17 protein-coding genes are annotated in these 17,624 nt (G+C 31.9%); 10 read left to right on the forward strand and 7 right to left on the reverse strand.

All coding sequences use genetic code 11. The features are described 5' to 3' along the window. Positions 1-7: 7 nt before the first annotated feature. Together atpA and atpG are read left to right on the forward strand one after the other, a co-directional pair. On the forward strand, positions 8-1,585 hold the full coding sequence (gene atpA / locus ACNQF6_RS01040; protein ID WP_035669021.1) for a F0F1 ATP synthase subunit alpha: 1,578 nt from the start codon (positions 8-10) through the stop codon (positions 1,583-1,585). Positions 1,586-1,656: 71 nt separating this feature from the next. Beyond that, the gene (atpG, locus tag ACNQF6_RS01045; protein ID WP_417962431.1) at positions 1,657-2,517 is read left to right on the forward strand and encodes an ATP synthase F1 subunit gamma; all 861 of its coding nucleotides are present in this window, start codon (positions 1,657-1,659) and stop codon (positions 2,515-2,517) included. Positions 2,518-2,608: 91 nt separating this feature from the next. Here atpG and ACNQF6_RS01050 read toward each other — a convergent pair whose 3' ends face one another. Then, positions 2,609-4,759, reverse strand: coding sequence for a peptidase domain-containing ABC transporter (locus ACNQF6_RS01050; protein ID WP_417962433.1), 2,151 nt, complete (start codon positions 4,757-4,759; stop codon positions 2,609-2,611). 63 nt (positions 4,760-4,822) lie between these two features. On the opposite strand from ACNQF6_RS01050, the gene ACNQF6_RS01055 reads away from it, so the two are divergent. Next, positions 4,823-5,185 carry a four helix bundle protein gene (locus tag ACNQF6_RS01055; protein ID WP_417962435.1) on the forward strand — a complete coding sequence of 121 codons (363 nt, stop codon included), beginning with the start codon at positions 4,823-4,825 and terminating at the stop codon, positions 5,183-5,185. Positions 5,186-5,228: 43 nt separating this feature from the next. Here the strand turns inward: ACNQF6_RS01055 and ACNQF6_RS01060 are convergent, their stop codons facing one another. From ACNQF6_RS01060 to ACNQF6_RS01085, 6 genes are all read right to left on the reverse strand, one after another. After that, positions 5,229-6,371, reverse strand: a complete 1,143-nt coding sequence (locus ACNQF6_RS01060) for an HlyD family secretion protein (protein ID WP_417962437.1) — start codon at positions 6,369-6,371, stop codon at positions 5,229-5,231. A gap of 158 nt (positions 6,372-6,529) precedes the next feature. Then, complete coding sequence (locus tag ACNQF6_RS01065) at positions 6,530-6,706, reverse strand: hypothetical protein (protein WP_417962439.1); 177 nt, start codon at positions 6,704-6,706, stop codon at positions 6,530-6,532. A gap of 643 nt (positions 6,707-7,349) precedes the next feature. Further along, positions 7,350-7,529 carry a hypothetical protein gene (locus ACNQF6_RS01070; protein ID WP_417962441.1) on the reverse strand — a complete coding sequence of 60 codons (180 nt, stop codon included), beginning with the start codon at positions 7,527-7,529 and terminating at the stop codon, positions 7,350-7,352. Positions 7,530-7,924: 395 nt separating this feature from the next. Further along, positions 7,925-8,341 (reverse strand): HlyD family secretion protein, encoded by a 417-nt coding sequence (locus tag ACNQF6_RS01075; RefSeq protein ID WP_417962443.1) that lies wholly within the window; start codon positions 8,339-8,341, stop codon positions 7,925-7,927. 384 nt (positions 8,342-8,725) lie between these two features. Continuing rightward, complete coding sequence (locus tag ACNQF6_RS01080) at positions 8,726-8,896, reverse strand: hypothetical protein (protein WP_417962445.1); 171 nt, start codon at positions 8,894-8,896, stop codon at positions 8,726-8,728. A 34-nt stretch (positions 8,897-8,930) separates the two neighbouring features. Beyond that, on the reverse strand, positions 8,931-9,104 hold the full coding sequence (locus tag ACNQF6_RS01085; protein WP_417962447.1) for a bacteriocin: 174 nt from the start codon (positions 9,102-9,104) through the stop codon (positions 8,931-8,933). 601 nt (positions 9,105-9,705) lie between these two features. Here ACNQF6_RS01085 and ACNQF6_RS01090 point away from each other — a divergent pair. The 7 genes from ACNQF6_RS01090 (at position 9,706) to ACNQF6_RS01120 (ending at position 17,584) form a co-directional block, all read left to right on the forward strand. Beyond that, the gene (locus tag ACNQF6_RS01090) at positions 9,706-11,427 is read left to right on the forward strand and encodes a helix-turn-helix domain-containing protein (RefSeq protein WP_417962449.1); all 1,722 of its coding nucleotides are present in this window, start codon (positions 9,706-9,708) and stop codon (positions 11,425-11,427) included. Positions 11,428-11,567: 140 nt separating this feature from the next. Next, positions 11,568-11,735, forward strand: coding sequence for a hypothetical protein (locus ACNQF6_RS01095; protein WP_417962451.1), 168 nt, complete (start codon positions 11,568-11,570; stop codon positions 11,733-11,735). A 34-nt stretch (positions 11,736-11,769) separates the two neighbouring features. Continuing rightward, complete coding sequence (locus ACNQF6_RS01100) at positions 11,770-13,506, forward strand: S8 family serine peptidase (RefSeq protein ID WP_417962453.1); 1,737 nt, start codon at positions 11,770-11,772, stop codon at positions 13,504-13,506. Then, a complete protein-coding gene (locus ACNQF6_RS01105; RefSeq protein ID WP_417962455.1) occupies positions 13,506-15,716 on the forward strand; it encodes a lantibiotic dehydratase family protein in 2,211 nt (736 codons plus the stop codon). Before ACNQF6_RS01100 ends, ACNQF6_RS01105 begins: the two co-directional genes overlap by 1 nt. 3 nt (positions 15,717-15,719) lie before the next feature. Next, positions 15,720-16,577 carry a thiopeptide-type bacteriocin biosynthesis protein gene (locus tag ACNQF6_RS01110; protein ID WP_417962457.1) on the forward strand — a complete coding sequence of 286 codons (858 nt, stop codon included), beginning with the start codon at positions 15,720-15,722 and terminating at the stop codon, positions 16,575-16,577. 91 nt (positions 16,578-16,668) lie between these two features. Next, a complete protein-coding gene (locus ACNQF6_RS01115; protein ID WP_315205829.1) occupies positions 16,669-17,112 on the forward strand; it encodes a GNAT family N-acetyltransferase in 444 nt (147 codons plus the stop codon). Between the two features lie 10 nt (positions 17,113-17,122). Continuing rightward, entirely contained in the window at positions 17,123-17,584 is a 462-nt protein-coding gene (locus ACNQF6_RS01120; protein ID WP_417962459.1) for a hypothetical protein, read from the forward strand. Positions 17,585-17,624: the final 40 nt, after the last annotated feature.

Here is a 17,624-nt window from a genome sequence, read left to right on the forward strand (position 1 = left end):
AATTAAGATGGCGGAAATCAAACCTGCTGAAATTTCAGCAATATTAAGAAAGCAAGTAGAAGGTTTTGAATCTGGTGCTACACTAGAAGAAGTAGGAACAGTACTTCAAGTTGGAGATGGTATTGCTCGTGTTTACGGGCTTTCTAATGTTCAATATGGAGAGTTAGTTGAATTTGACAATGGATTAGAAGCTATTGTTTTGAATCTTGAAGAAGACAATGTGGGTGTGGTACTTTTAGGACCATCAACAGGAATCAAAGAAGGTTCAACTGCTAAAAGAACACAACGTATTGCTTCTCTTAAAGTAGGAGAACAAATGGTAGGTCGTGTAGTAAACACTCTTGGTTTTCCAATTGATGGAAAAGGACCAATCGGTGGAGATTTATACGAGATGCCTTTGGAAAGAAAAGCTCCTGGAGTTATCTTCCGTCAACCAGTTACTGAGCCATTACAAACAGGTATTAAAGCAGTAGATGCTATGATTCCAGTAGGTCGTGGACAACGTGAGTTAGTTATTGGTGACCGTCAAACAGGTAAATCAACTGTTTGTATCGATACTATCTTAAATCAAAAAGAATTTTATGATGCTGGGAAACCAGTATTCTGTATATATGTTGCAATTGGACAAAAAGCGTCAACTGTAGCAGGAATTGCTAAAATGTTAGAAGAAAAAGGAGCAATGGCGTATACCATTATTGTTGCTGCTAATGCTTCTGATCCAGCTCCAATGCAAGTTTATGCTCCTTTCGCGGGTGCTGCAATTGGAGAATATTTTAGAGATTCAGGTCGTCCGGCTTTAATTGTTTATGATGATTTATCTAAACAAGCTGTTGCTTACCGTGAGGTTTCTCTTTTATTAAGAAGACCACCGGGACGTGAAGCATATCCTGGAGACGTTTTCTACTTACACAGTAGATTATTAGAGCGTGCTTGTAAAGTAATTGCAGATGATGGAATTGCTAAAGACATGAACGATTTACCAGATTCATTGAAGTCAATTGTAAAAGGTGGTGGTTCATTAACTGCTTTACCTATTATTGAAACTCAAGCTGGTGACGTTTCTGCATACATCCCAACAAACGTAATTTCGATTACAGATGGTCAAATTTTCCTTGATGGAGATTTGTTTAACTCTGGGGTTCGTCCAGCGATTAACGTAGGTATCTCGGTATCTCGTGTTGGAGGAAATGCACAAATTAAATCAATGAAAAAAGTAGCAGGTACTTTGAAACTGGATCAAGCACAATTCCGTGAATTGGAAGCGTTTGCTAAATTTGGTTCTGATTTAGATGCAGTTACTTTAAATGTAATTGAAAAAGGAAAAAGAAACGTTGAAATCTTGAAACAAGGTTTGAACGATCCTTATACAGTTGAAGATCAAGTTGCGATTATCTATGCTGGTTCTAAAAACTTATTGAGAAATGTTCCTGTGAACAAAGTAAGAGAATTTGAGAAAGATTTCTTGGAATTCTTGAACAACAAACACAGAGCTACTCTTGATGCGTTGAAAGCAGGAAAATTAACAGACGAAATTACAGATGTAATCGAAACTGTAGCAAAAGAATTATCAGCAAAATATAACTAATTTAGTGAAAAGTGAAAAGTGAGTAGTTTTGGCTATTCACTTTTCACGAATCACTCTTCACTATAAATAAAATGGCAAATTTAAAGGAAATCCGTAATAGAATTACTTCCGTTTCATCTACGATGCAAATTACATCGGCAATGAAAATGGTTTCTGCAGCAAAGCTAAAGAAAGCACAAGATGCAATCACAGCAATGCGCCCTTATGCCGAAAAATTAACGGAATTATTGCAAAATCTTTCTGCTACCCTTGAAGGTGATGCAGGTGGAGAATTTACAACACAACGTGAGATTAAAAAAGTTTTAGTGGTAGCGATAACTTCAAATAGAGGTTTATGTGGTGCATTTAATACAAATGTTATCAAAGAAGCAAAAAGCCGTTCCGAGTTTTATGCTGGAAAACAAGTTGATATTTTTGCTATTGGTAAAAAAGGAAATGATGTTTTGAGCAAAACATTGTCAGTAGTAGATAATCAAAGTACTGTTTTTGACGATTTGACTTTTGATAATGTAGCTAAAATTGCTGACCTGTTAACGGAGAAATTCGTTTCTGGTGAATACGATAAAATTGAGTTGATTTACAACCAATTTAAAAATGCTGCGACACAAATCGTTCAAACAGAACAATTTTTGCCATTAGCACCAATTAAATCAGATCTTACAGTTTCGACTGGAGATTATATCTTTGAACCTTCAAAAGAAGAAATTGTGTTGACTTTGATTCCAAAATCATTAAAAACACAATTGTATAAAGGAATTCGTGATTCATTTGCTTCAGAGCACGGAGCGCGTATGACTGCAATGCACAAAGCAACTGATAACGCAACGGAATTGAGAAATCAATTGAAGTTGACTTATAATAAAGCACGTCAAGCTTCTATTACTAATGAAATCTTAGAGATTGTTGGTGGCGCTGAAGCATTGAATGGGTAATACATTATTGATTCAAAATATATTCTAAGAGCCAACAGATGTTGGCTCTTTTTTTGTTTTAAATAAATTGTTGTTAAGGGATTTTTTTTAACTACTGTAATCCTTGTTTACTCCATAAATCATAATACTTTCCTTTTTGTTCTAATAATGCATTATGGTTTCCTGACTCTACTATAGTTCCATTTTCCATTACCAAAATAGTATCTGCGTTAGCTATGGTGCTCAAACGATGGGCAATGACGATAACTGTTTTTCCTTGAGATTTAAAGTTGTCGATCACTACTTTTACAGTGCGCTCCGAATTAGTGTCTAATGAAGAAGTGGCTTCATCCATTAATAAAACTTCAGGTTTTTTGTACAACGCTCTTGCTATGGCAATACGTTGTTTTTGTCCTCCGGAAAGCATGGCACCATTCTCACCAATTTGAGTTTCAAAACCATTGGGTAATTTTTCAACAAATTCTGTAATTCCCAATTGTTTGGATAGATCTAAAATGCGTTGAATATTAGGAAATGAATCACCTAAAGCAATGTTTTCGATAATATTTCCCGAAAAAAGATTGAGCTGTTGCGGAATGACGCCGATACAATTTCGTAGGCTTTGATAATGTATGAATTGAGAATCATACTCTCCAATATAAATTTTTCCTTCTTTTATGGGATATAAGTTTTGTAATAATGAAATCAGTGTTGTTTTACCGCTTCCGCTTTCGCCAACGATAGCTGTGGTTTCATTTTTCTTGAAAACAGCATTAAAATTTTTGAAAACTTCTGTTCGAGAGCCATAACGAAAAGTTACATTTTCGAATTTTATATCTCCCATATTTTCTCGTTGCAATTCGACTTTATTTTCTGTTTCTTCTCGTTCTAAATCCATTATCTCAAAAAGTCTGTCGGCTGCTATCAGTGCATTTTGCGCCGTTTTGTTCATCCCAATCAACGAAGCAACAGGCGAAGTAAAATATCCAATCAAAGCATAAAATGAAAACAATTCCCCTGGAGTAATGGCTCTGTCAATCACGTAACCCGAACCAATCCACATTAGAATAACGGTAAAAACGGAAGCTAGAAATTGGGTAGAGGTCCCCGAAAAAACACTGTTTAAACCTGATTTGTAGGTAGTAAACAATAGTTTTACAAATTTATTTTCTGTCTTTAGATTTGAAAATTCTTCGATTCCAAATTCTTTTACGGTTCTGATATGCGTGACACTTTCCACCAATTGCGTTTGTAACTCGGCAGCATTTTCCATGATAACGCGTTCCACTTTTTTATTAAACTTATTTAAAATAAAATAAATAGCTCCATAAAAAGGAATCACCAACAAAATTACCAGCGCTAATTTCCAATAATACGTAAACATCAGCGTGAAGGAAAAAATTACAATGAAGATATTGACAATCATATCAATTGCCACTTCATTGATGAAGGATCTAATTTTTACGGCATCGCCAATCCGTGATGTGATTTCGCCCACTTGCATCGTGTCAAAAAAACGTTGTGGCAAATGGAGCAAATGTTTATAGTATCCCAAAATTAATTTGGCATCAATTAATTGCCCCGTTTTCATGACAAAAACACTCTTTTTAGAACCAATGTAGGCTTGCAATATGATGATAATAATCATGGAAACACTCAGCAGATTCAATAAATTTCTGTTGCCTTCCACCAAAACATAATCGGTAATTTTTTGAATATAAATGGACATGGCCAATCCTAAAACGGTAAAAAGTATAGCACCCACTAAAGCCTGAATTAAAATGGTTTTATGCGGCTGTACCAGATTCCAAAAGCGTTTTAATGGAGTAACTTTTTCGCTGTATTCCTTGAAATCATCATTCGGTGCAAAAAGAATCAATACACCAGTCCAGATTTTTTGAAATTCTTCATACGTATAGGTTTCCATTTTGCCATAGGCAGGATCCATTGCTTCAATTTTAGTCTTGCTAACAGCATATACCACAATATAATGATGCAATTGTTCTTTTACTACAACGTGAGCGATAGCAGGCAGTGGAATTTTATCAATAGCATCCATGCCTCCTTTTACTCCCTTGGCAGAAAACCCCATTTTTTCGGCAGCTTCAATTATCCCCAGCACATTGGTACCTCGTTTATCGGTATTGGCATATTGACGAATTCGCGCTATTGGCAGATTAACTTTGTAATGATTGCCAATAGAAGCGAGACAAGCAGCACCACAATCTTTGATATCATGTTGTTTTATTTTTATCGAGGCCATTATATAATTAGAAATTAGTAGTTAGAAATTAGTAATTTTGATTTTCTATAAATTAATTTCTTTATGAAAAACGATAATTTTATCCATGTAAAGTCAAAAAAATTTGCAATTAGAATCATCAATACTTTTAAGTATTTACAAACAGAGAAAAAAGAATTTGTTTTGTCTAAACAAATGCTTCGAAGCGGAACAGCAATTGGTGCTTTAATTAAAGAAAGTGAATTTGCCCAAAGCAGAAAAGATTTTCTGAACAAATTGTACATCGCTTTAAAGGAAGCAAACGAAACCCAATATTGGATTGAACTATTGTTTGAAACGGAATACATTACAAAAATAGAATTTGATTCCTTGTCTAATGATTGTCTTGAAATAATAAAACTATTGGTGGCCATAACAAAAAAATTAAAAGAAAGTTTAGGTAATTAAAAATTAGCAATTAGAAATTAGCAATTTCGCCAATTACTAATTTCTAACTCCTAATTTCTAATTGTTTCGGGTTGAGCCAATCATCTACTTTATCAAACAATAAATCAAATAAGCTTCTTCTTGTAATGATGTACCGCGTAGTGAGTGTCATTCCTTTTGTAATTTGGGTTTTGTAACCGGATTGCAATTGCATTGCGGTAGAATTCAGAGCGCATCGTACTTTAAAAAAAGCTTGTTCCCCTTGAATAGTAATATTACGGTCAATATCGATCACTTTTCCTTCCAGTAATCCCCATTGATTGTAATTGAAAGCATCCAATTGGAATTTTACTTTTTGGTTTTTCTGGATCATTCCAATATCGTTAGGTGAAACGGTACTTTCTACAATCAATTGATCTACTGCTGAAATAGTGGCAATAGGTTGAGAGGCATTTAGGAAAGAACCGGTTTGAATCCCCGAGAAGTTTTCTATAGTGCCCGATAAAGGGGCAGTAATAACGTAATTCTTGGATTCAACGGTTATTTTTTGGAGCGTTCCGTTTAGGTTTTTGAGTTGCTCTTCGAGTTCTCTTTTTTTGTTTTGCCACACACTGCGCTGGTTTTTCTCGAATCCGGAAAGTGCTTGTTGGGCATACGTATAATCGAAACTGTATTTTTCGAATTCTGCTCTGGCAATCACACCTTTGTCATACAATTGCTTGTTGCGGTCATAGCCTATTTTGGCTTGGGCAATTTTACTTTGTAATTCACTTTGTTTGCTCGCATAGCTATACCACTCTTGTTGTATTGCAGGTGTTTTCAGCGTATTGCTTTTGCCCAAAACTACCAGCGACAAATCATGAACTTGATCATGAACAGTTGATGAAACCTCCTGATTAGTGGCTTTCTCCGTATCCAAGTTTTCTTGTGTAAGTTGTACCAGTGTATCGCCTTTTTGCACGATACTATTGTTCTTGAGATTGACAAATGTCACTTTACCATTGACCAAGCTGGTTACCGGAACATTATCTGTAGTACTACGTACTATGCCACGACTTTGGCTGCTGATATCTATTTTGATAACAGGTAATAGTGTCAGAAAAATAAGTATAGCGATAATCAGCACCAAGTAAATAGAAATACTTTTGGTTTTGTTTTTGGCGATAAGATTTTCAAGTGTGTTTATGGGGTCTGAACTGAAGTTCATTTTCTATTGTAATTTTAAAATTTTTAACTTGAAATACGATTCAGAATAATGTATTTATTGGTTATTTCAGAAAATCAAGTATTTAAATTAAATTTATTGTACAAAAGTAAGTCGCTTTTTCAAGCAACTTACTTTTTTGAATTCAATTGGGATAATTTTTATTTAATATATCCATACTGTTCATGAGTACTTCTAACGGAATCAGCCCATGCATCAAAAGAATTCCAAGTTCTATGAGCTGCTGCCCCTAAAGTATTAAAAAAACCATCCCCTCCAGAGATTTCTATCATTTGATTAAAATCTAATTCTACGGTAATATTTTCTAATAAATTCATAATTTAATTATTAAAGGTTAAATAATAATGCAAGAAGCAACATGACGGAGTTATATAAACTATGAGTTAGTACTGCGCTTAATACATTTTTTTGCATTCTAACTTTGATGAGCACTACTGATAAAAAAAATTGAGGTAAAAATAGGACTATGTAATTGTAAACAGTAAAATGTTCAATTGCAGTAATATCATAATTATCAATGTGGATAGCCACGAATGATATTGTAGATAAAATCATAATTAGATAAAGAATTAATTTTGATTTATCATAATACTGATATAAAATTATACTCAATACATAAATCAAGCACAAAATCTTTATTATCAATAAATTAGACGAAAAAATATAAATACTAATAAATACAACACTGTACCAAACTAAACTGTTTTTTTTTAAAGGTACCCTAAAGATTAATTCTTCAATTATTGGTGCAAATATTAACACCCCAATAGTAGTGAAAAAAAAGTTTTTTTTGAATTCTTCTTCAATAATACTTACAGAAGATTCATTATAATTAAAAATATTTTTTAGCAATTCTATTAATAAGATTGTTGATATCATTAAAAATGAATGCCTTAAAACAAATACTACATCATTCTTATTCATAATTTTACTAAAGTTTTTTTTAATTAAATTTTCTAATTACCAAGTACCTTGACTACCACTAGGTACGGAATTCCAACCAGCCATAAAATCATCAATAGCATCGTATACACCTGCGGCATTAAGAATTTTTTCAATCCATTTTCCTTTTCCTCCCCCTTCAACTTCTTGTACTTCCTGAGCATTCAGCTCCAATAAATTCAAATTATTTAAATTCATAATCTCTATTTTTTAAAATTAAACATTTTTTTTTCTAACAAAAGGAGTTTCTCGAGAACTTTCTTTTTATTCATGGTACAGTCTTTATTCCGGCAGCTGTAAATTCCGTTTGCTTTGTTTTTTATAGGGTTACAAAACAGCTGTATTATTCCCTCACAATCGGCCAGATTATAATTTAGAAAATGATTCCGTTTTTACAGTAACGTCTTACTAAAAAAAACTATCTCACTTTTCTGATGCCAAAACTAGAGTAAGAAGCGGTTCTACGCAAACTGTTGTTATCGGAATTCCGTGAATTCCGATACTTATTTTCTGGATTTCTTATTTAGTAATTTTTAATTAATTGAAAAACAATGGATTAACATTTTAGTAAAAAACGTATAAAAATTAGTGATTTAGGCGTGATTGTCATTTTTTGACAATTGTAGCGTATTGCTTCTGCCCAAAACTACAAGAGACAAATCATGAACTTGATCTTGAACAGTTGAAGAAACCTCCTGATTGGTGGCTTTCTCCGTATCCAGGTTTTCCTGGGTCAGTTGCACCAATGTATCGCCTTTTTGCACGATACTATTGTTTTTGAGATGGACAAATGTCACTTTTCCATTCACCAAGCTGGTTACCGGAACATTATCCGTGGTACTGCGTACTATGCCTCGACTCTGGCTACTGATATCGATTTTAATAACAGGCAATAGTGCCAGAAAAATAAGTATAGTCATAATCAATACCAAGTAAATAGAAATACTCTTGGTTTTGTTTTTGGCAATAAGATTTTCGAGGGTGTTTATGGGGTCTTGAGTGATGTTCATAATAAAGTGTAATGGTAAGCTATAAGAAAAATAGCAATAAAACAGCTACATTAATTTAAATAATCAATTGGCTTTTATTTTGTGCAAGAGTAAAAAAATGTGCCTAATAATACTACCCAATAAGATATAATTTGATTGAATTGTGCTATAAACTGTAAAAGATATTTTCAATTTTTTCTTGTTAAGAAAAAATTAACTTCATGAATTTTTATATTCATGAAGTTAATTTAGAGATCAATTTAAATATTTAGAATGTAAGTAAAAAATCGAAATTTTTGTGTCAAAAAAATCTTAATAAAAATATACAAATATAGATAACTGAAGTTAATAAAAACCCATTGCATATACCATGAAATATTTTTTCTATATTAATTTTTTTCATAACTAGTCCATTTGATTTCCTAATGCAATCATACCATATACAGCAGCTGCAGCCGCAAATCCTAGTCCGATACCCTTAATTAAAACAGGTATTGCTAGTAAAGGAAGAACCCCACCCTCTACAACCATTAATTCGTCGTTACTCAAATCTGTTAATTCTACACAATTTGTCATTTTTTTGAAATTTAGGTTTATTATTTTTTTGAAATTATTTCCACATCGGTTGTAAATCATGTTTTATTGCAATTCCAACTGCAACCGCTGAGCTAGCTAACATTGCCCCCATCATGTATCCAACATATAATAATGGGATGAATCCACCATCTACTTCCTGCCCTTCTTGAGCATTTAGCTCCACTAAATTTAAATTATCTAAATTCATTTTTTAAGTTTTTAAAATTAAACATTTCATTTTAATAAAAAGTTTCTCGAGAACTTTTGTGCTAGTTTTTTTAGAGACTACAGCTTTAAAACTCTTTACTCTGTTTTTTTAAAAGGGTTGCAATACAGCTGAATTATTCCCTTATGCTTTGTTTTTTGAGGAACAAATAGCTTTACCTAAAACCTCGTGCTCTGAATTTTTAAAAGGGTTACATAACAGCTGAATTATTCCCTTATGCTTTGTTTTTTAAGGATTACAAATTAGCTTTATCAAATCCCATGCTTTTTTTTATAGGGTTACACAACAGCTGTATTATTCCCTTACAATCGGCCTGATTATAATTTAGAAAATGATTTGATTTTTACAGTAACGTCTTACTAAGAAACCTTGTCCCTTTTCTGAGGCCAAAACTAGAGTAAGAAAGAGGTTCTATGCAAACTGTTGTTATCGGAATTCCGTGAATTCCTTGTCGAAATTCAGGAATTTAGATAAAATATTTTTTTAAATAATTGATAAACAACAATTTATATATTTATCAAAATAGCTATTTTTTCGTATCCTTTTGGATGAGTTACTGTATTTTTGTAAAAACCTTACTACAATGACTTACCTACAACCGATTAAAACGTTTTTTTTAGTATTATTTTCTCTTTTTTTATGGTCGCAATCTACTATTACTAAACATTCTTCTTTATCTTATGATAGCATAGATAATAATTATTTTAAAGACGAAGGTAATTATCAAAAACAATTATCTTGGGCAAATGTGTATCTCGAGAAAGCTCAAAAGGATAATAAATCGATCCGAAAAGCCAGAGGTTATTATTTAGTAGCTATTTTGTATTATACTAACAAGCCTCAGAAAGCAATACAGTATTTAGATAGTGTCATAAAATATTCTAAAAACAATAGTAATAAATTTTTTCCAGCAGCTGCTTATTGCGAAAAAGCAGATTTATTATTAAAACAGAGAAAGTTCGATGAAGCTTTACGTAATTTTAATTTGGCTGAACAAGCTGCTTTTAAAACAAATATTGATTATTACTATGTAGTAAGAAATTATATAGCCATTACAAAATCTGAGGAATTGGGAGAGGTCGGCGAAGCTTTAAAATTGTACCAAGAATGTTTTAACTATTATCGTACTAAAGATTATCGAGGGGAATATTATTCATGGGATTATCAAAACATAATCTTTGGATTGGCGGATTGTTATAAGGCTTTAAAAAAATCAGATTCTACTACTTTTTATAATACTTTAGGGTATAAAGAAGCTTCAATTACAAAAAAAAAGGTCTACCAACTATTATTTTCTTTAAATGAGGGCGCCAATCAAATTGATAAAAAGAATTATTCTGTAGCTCTGGATAGTATTTATAAAGTACTCCCAGAATTAATTAAAATAAAAAATGAAATAAATGTTTTAGCTTCTTATTATTATCTAGGCAAAGCTTATGCTGGTTTAGGGAATAAATCAAAAGCAGTTCGAAATTTTATAAAAGTGGATTCGATGTATAAAATTAAAAAAAGAATTACACCTGAGTTTATCAGTGGGTATTCTTATTTGATTGATTATTACAAACAGATAGATGATAAAGAAAAACAGCTACAATACATTACAACGTTTATGGGTATTGATAGTGTGTTGCAAAGAAACTACAAACATTTAAATAAGGTTTTATTAAAAGAATATGATACTCCTCATTTGTTTACTGAAAAAGAAAATCTGATTCAGTCTTTGAAAAAAAAACAAACTACTTCTTATGTTGGTATATTGGTTTTGGTTCTATTAGTAATTGCCATTGGTGGTTTTGGAGGCTATCAGTATTATTTAAAAAAACAATACCGAAAACGATTTGATGCTATTGTGTTTCCAACACCGATTGAGCGTACTAACAATCCAAAAAATGAGGATACAAAAATAGTTGTAGAAGAGATTGTTGCTGAAGAACAATCACGGATTCCCTCAGAAATTGTAAAGCAATTGCTTGAAAAGTTAGCTTTATTTGAAAAAGATAAAGCTTTTTTAGAAAAAACAATCACAATTCAAAAAGCAGCCGTGAAATTGAATACGAATACTAAATATTTGTCTAAAGTAATTAATGAAAACAAAGGAAAAACATTTGTTAACTACATTAATGATCTTAGAGTCGAGTATGCCGTCACTCAATTACAAGTACAACAAAAACTACGTAATTTTACGGTGCAAGCTTTGGCCAATGAGTTTGGATTCAATAGTGCGGAGTCATTCTCATCAGCTTTTTATAAAAAACACAAGATTAAGCCTACATATTTCATAAAAGAGCTGGAAAATTCAAAATAAGGTGAAGTTACTGTATTACAGTAATATGTGTTTTTATACAATATCGAAATTCACGGAATTTCGATAACTAACTTTTATTTTTTTCCAAAAAATAATTAAGACGTTATAAATTTGTTCAAATAACATTTAAAATCTATAAAATGAAAACAGACAAACAAAAAGTAAAAGTATCTAAGTTTAATTTAGAAAAAATGAAAGTAGCAAAGTTGGATAATTTAAATTTAATTAATGGAGGATATGAATTAGTTAAAGATGATCCAATCAATACTGGACAATTAGGAGGTAAACTTTCCACAAGAAATTGTTAATACCTTTAATTTACTTAATCTAAAAAATCTATACATGTTGATAGTCGAATATGATTTCAAAACAATAAAGTTGAATTATTATTTAGTTTTATTGTTTTTTATTTTATCAAGTTGCAAATCTACGAACGAAGTTACTACTTCTCCCCTAAAATCAGTTCCAATTAAGGAATTGAGTTCTTTAGATATGAAAACATGGCATCAAAAAGATTATCAACAAGATAGTATACCAGGAATATCGTTGGACAAATGGTATAAACAGAATAACAAGAAACCTAAAGACAGGGAAATCATAATTGCGGTAATTGATACTCAAATCGATTTGAAACACGAAGATTTACTAGGACAAATCTGGACAAACCTAGAAGAAATTGCAAATAATGGGATTGATGATGATCATAATGGTTATATAGACGATATTAATGGTTGGAGTTTTACAGGTACTAATAGTGGTGGATATGTAGTATGGAATAGCTTTGAATATGTTCGCATTGTAAATAACTGGGGATCATTGTTCAAAGATAAAACAGAATCTCAAATCGATACTCAATATCTGTACAAATACAGACAATACCAAAGAGCAGTAAAAACGCTAGAAGAAAGGAATAAATATTATAAAAACTGGTTAAAATCTTTAAAATATAACATCGCGGTTTATCCAAAAGTAAAAGACACTTTAAAATATTTTTTCCCTAAAGAGGATTATACCTATCATCAATTGGATAGTATGTATAATAAGTATAAAATAAATAGCAAAACGTATAAACAAAGACGGGATGATAATGACCAAGATCTAGGAGCTTTAATCGATTGTATGATGGCTAATTTAGAAGTAAATCATAAAACGCTTGAGGACATAAAAGATTTGGAGGTACAACTAGATTCCGTTGTTAACAAAAGTTTGAACTTGAGTTATAATGAAAGGCTACTTATAGGTGATAATCCAACTATTCTAGAAATAGGATACGGTAATAACAATGTCAGTAACACAATAAAAGGGGTCAGAATAATTCAAGATCATAACACGATGGTATCTGGAATTATTGCAGCTAATAGAATGAACGAAAAAGGAATAAAAGGAATATTACAAAATGTAAAAATTATGCCTTTGAATATTTCTCCATCTGGTGATGAACATGATAAAGACATAACAATGGCAATCCGGTATGCTGTCGATAATGGTGCAAAAGTAATTAATATGTCTTTTGGAAAGGAGTTCTCTATGCATGAAGATTGGGTGTTTGAAGCATTTAAATATGCTGAAGAACACAATGTATTACTTGTTCGAAGTGCAGGAAATGAAAGTCTAAATGTAGATAAAAATGAATCTTTCCCCAGAGATATATCACTTGGCGGATTAAAAGAGATATGCGGTAATTTTATAACAATAGGATCTTCAACTCATAAATTAGATAGCACCTTTGTATCTGATTATTCCAATTATGGCAAAAATAATGTTGATTTGTTTGCTCCAGGGGATAAAATTTATACCACATCGGCAAGTAATTCATACAAATCAGACTCAGGAACCTCATTAGCTGCGCCAATGGTATCAGGAACAGCCGCTTTGATTTGGTCGTATTATCCTAATCTTACGGTGACAGAGGTAAAACAAATTATTTTAGAATCGGGTACTGATTATGATATTGAGGTTTTGGTTCCTGGTGGCGAAGGTAAAAAAGTGAAATTTTCGGAACTATCCAAATCAGGGAAAGTTTTGAATGTCTATGATGCGATGGAACTCGCTAAAAAAGTGAGCAAAAAGAAACGATAATGAACCACTATCAAGTTCGTCCTTTCTCACACTATGTTTTAAGGACCCCTTTATTTCCATTGTCTTTCTATTGGGATGTATTGGAAAAGTATTCTGAAGAAACCTTATTGTTGCAGTTTGAAAACCCTTATGTTAGAGAAGCCATTCGTATGGCTTCACCGGAACTATTAATTGCATTAGACAAGTGGAAAGCTAATCCTTTCAGTTTATCCCATAAAAAAAAGGATAGTTTACATCTTAGTTTATTGAAATATATTGCGCGAATATCAGCTCGTTGCACGCCTTTCGGGTTATTTGCTGGTTGTACAGTGGGCAAAATAGCTTCTGAAACCAACATTATACTTAATTCCCCTGAAAATTTCAGCCGTTTCACACAATTTGACATGCAATTTTGGGTGGCACTATTACACCAATTTGCTAAACGAAAAGAAGTTAGATCCTATCTTAAATATTATCCAAATAATTCCATATACGCTCTTGGGGATTTTTACCGATATGTTGAATACAACTATGTAAAAACAAAAAGAGCGCATAGTATTTCCGCACTCCGAAAATCGACACTATTGAAAGATTTATTGTTACAAGCAAAATCTGGGATGACTGTTGATGAAATGGTTTTTCTTCTTGCAGATGATGCATCTGAAACAGCAGAAGCTTTAGAATATATTAATCAGCTTATCGATTTTCAGTTTCTGGTGAGTGAATTCGATGCAACAGTTACAGGTAGTAATGAATGGAGGCGTGTTTTTTCAATAATTAATAAAATTCCGAATTTAAAAGAAGAGACTACACTTTTGCAAAGTATAAAAAAGCAACTTTTAGTATTAGACCAAACGCTTGTTCTTTCTGAAAAAAACTATGAAGCTATAAAGGATTTAATTCAGAAAATAGGTGTCGAGTATGATGAAAAATATCTTTTTCAAACTGATTTAAATACGACCGCTTCCTTAAATACTTTGAGTTCTAGTTCTCAAAAAAAAGTTTTGCAAGCGGTTCGTTTTTTAAACGGAATTCAAAAGCAAAAAAAGTCTGAAAACCATACGAGTTTTATAAAAGCATTCACTAAAAGGTATGAATCAAGAGAAATGACTTTGGCAACTGTTTTGGATACTGAAACGGGAATTGGGTATCTTCAAAATTCTGAAATGAATGATACGCATGAGATTTTGGAGCAGTTTTCTTTTAAAAGTAAAGCTCAAGAATCAGTCAGTCAATCATGGACCTCTTGTGATTTTATAATGGAAAAAAAACTACGGGAATGTATTTTTAAAAATGAAAAAGTAGTTTCGCTTTCTGAGAATGATTTTCCGGATTTTGATTCTACTTGGAATAATGCACCGGCTACCTTTTCGGTAATGATTGAAATTGCATTACATCAAGAAAAAGAAATGCTTTCAATAGAATCTTCAGGAGATGTTAGCGCAGCAAAATTATTAGGGCGTTTTTGCAATGGAAACGATGCAGTTTACAATTTAACCGATGAAATTGTAGCAAAAGAGGTAGCCTATCATTCTGATAAAATTTTGGCTGAAATAGTTCATATTCCGGAATCAAGAACCGGTAATATATTGAGAAGACCAGTTTTAAGAGCATTTGAAATTGCCTATTTGGCTACTTCGGCAGTAACTCAAGACTACATGATTGATTTAAATGATTTAATGATTTCGATACGCAACAACAAAATTATTTTGAGATCTAAGAAGCACAATAAAGAAGTCATTCCTTGTTTGTCAAATGCCCATAATTATTCTAATAAATCGCTGCCTATTTATCATTTTTTATGTGATTTACAATCGCAAGATATAAAGCCTATTTATAGTTTCAGTTGGGGTATTTTAGAAACGCATTATGATTTTTTTCCAAGGGTTGATTATAACGGAGTACTACTTTCGAAATCAAAATGGATCGTAAGTAAAACTGAAATTATGTCTTTTTATAAAATAGATGACAATCAATTATTTGAAGCTTTTTCGATTTGGAGAAAACAACGAAACATTTCTCGTTTTGTAAATTGGGCCTATTTTGACAATACATTATTACTTGATTTTGAAAAAGAAATCGGGATTCAATTATTTTTAAGATCAGTTGTAAATCATGCTAAAATCACTTTAGAAGAATTTCTATTTACAGAGGAATCTGTGGTAAAAAACACCAATGGTAGAAATTTTACTAATCAGTTCATACTATCCTTTTTTAAAGACAAATTGTAAAGTATGAAAAGGGATTTTTGCATAGGAAGTGAATGGTTGTATTATAAAATATACACTGGAGTAAAAACAGCAGATCTTGTGTTGCTTGAAAAATTATATCCGGTTATTTTAGATTTAATAGAGAAAAGAATAATTGACAAATGGTTTTTTATTAGGTATAAAGATCCTGACGAACACCTAAGAATTCGTTTTCACTGTAAGACACCTGAGAATGCATCAACCGTAATAGCAAGAATATATCCCGTTTTAAATAAGTTGCTTAAAGAAAGTAGTATTTGGAAAGTACAAACGGATACTTATCAAAGAGAAATGGAACGATATGGTGAAAAAACGATGATTGATTCAGAAACACTGTTTTGGCATGATAGCGAAATGATAGTACGTTATTTAGCGGTAAAGTCCTCATTTGAAAGACATGAAATACAACTTTTATTTAGCTTTACTGCCATTGACATGTTTTTGAATTCTTTTGGATTAAGTAATTTGGATAAATTATTTTTAATGGATGAATTACAACTGGCTTTTAAAAAAGAGTTTGATGCGGATAAAAGCCTTAAAAAAGAATTAGATAAACAGTATAGAGAATTGTTCCTAGAAATGCAGCAGTTTATACTAGGAATAGCAATAGATGATTATCCTGAAATTTTCAATATTATAAAAGCAAAGCACCACAAATGCAAAGATCTGATTGATTCCGTAAAAGGAAAATTACAAATCCCTTTATCCGATTTTTTAACGAGCCACATTCATATTATGATAAACCGACAATACTCATCAAAGCAACGAATGTATGAGTTGGTGATTTATGATCATTTACATCGTTATTATAAGATGATGGAGTTTAGACATTTACCGCTTTAATAAACGTTAATTAAAAAGTAATGATGAATCAATAACCGACATTAGTCGGTTTTTTTATTAATTTTATGGTCTGAAACAACAACAGGAAAGAATGAAATTACAACTCAAAGAACTTACCACTAAACAAGAAATGCTGGCGCAATACCCAGTAATGCAATATTTATATACTAATTTCAGTTTAGAGAAATACAATACCTATCTTGATGATATGATCCCACACAACTACAAGCAAATCGCTGTTTTTGAGGGTGATGTGTGTGTTGGTCTCTCCGGATTGTGGTCTGGAACTAAACTCTGGTCAGGCAAGTATTTAGAAATTGATAATTTTATTGTACATCCAGAACATCGTAAAAAAGGAATTGGCAAAATGCTAACGGATTATGTCGATGCCAAAGCCAAAGAACTCGGATGTACTATGATTGTTTTAGACGCTTTTACGGGAAATTATACTGCACACCGTTTTTATTACAACCAAGGATACGTGCCTAAAGGATTTCATTTCCTTAAAATTTTAAACGAGGATGGATTAAGTTAAATAGAAAAGTATGAAAGGATATAAAACAATTGTTCTCTTATTTATCATTGCAATCAGCCTGACTTTTTGTGCTATGAAAAAAGAATTTCAAACAGAATTTCCTCAAGAAATACAATCTGCGTTTTATCAGAAAATGAAAGATGGTATCGATAGCGGTGGAACACATTTTTATATTGAATTCAAAAAACCGCTTGCAGCAAACATCAAACTGGAGAAAATCTATTTTCAAAATCAAGAATCTGCGGTTCAAGAAATCACTCCAAAAGACTTTGAATCTACTTTTTTGCAAAGCAATAAAAAAGAAGATTTGATTATGGATAAAAATCCTGCTAAAGAATATGGCAATAAAGCGCCGGTAATTCAAAAAACTAAATTTGATTTAAAACCTAACGAAGCAGTTTTGGAATACAAGAAGGACGATGAAACCCAGTTTTTTAAAATAACAAATCTCATAGAAAAGCCATTAAGATAATTTTGGTAAAAATGAATCACTTCTAGTCGTAGGTATTTCT

This window comes from Flavobacterium pasteuri (genome assembly GCF_048286615.1).
Lineage (GTDB): Bacteria > Bacteroidota > Bacteroidia > Flavobacteriales > Flavobacteriaceae > Flavobacterium.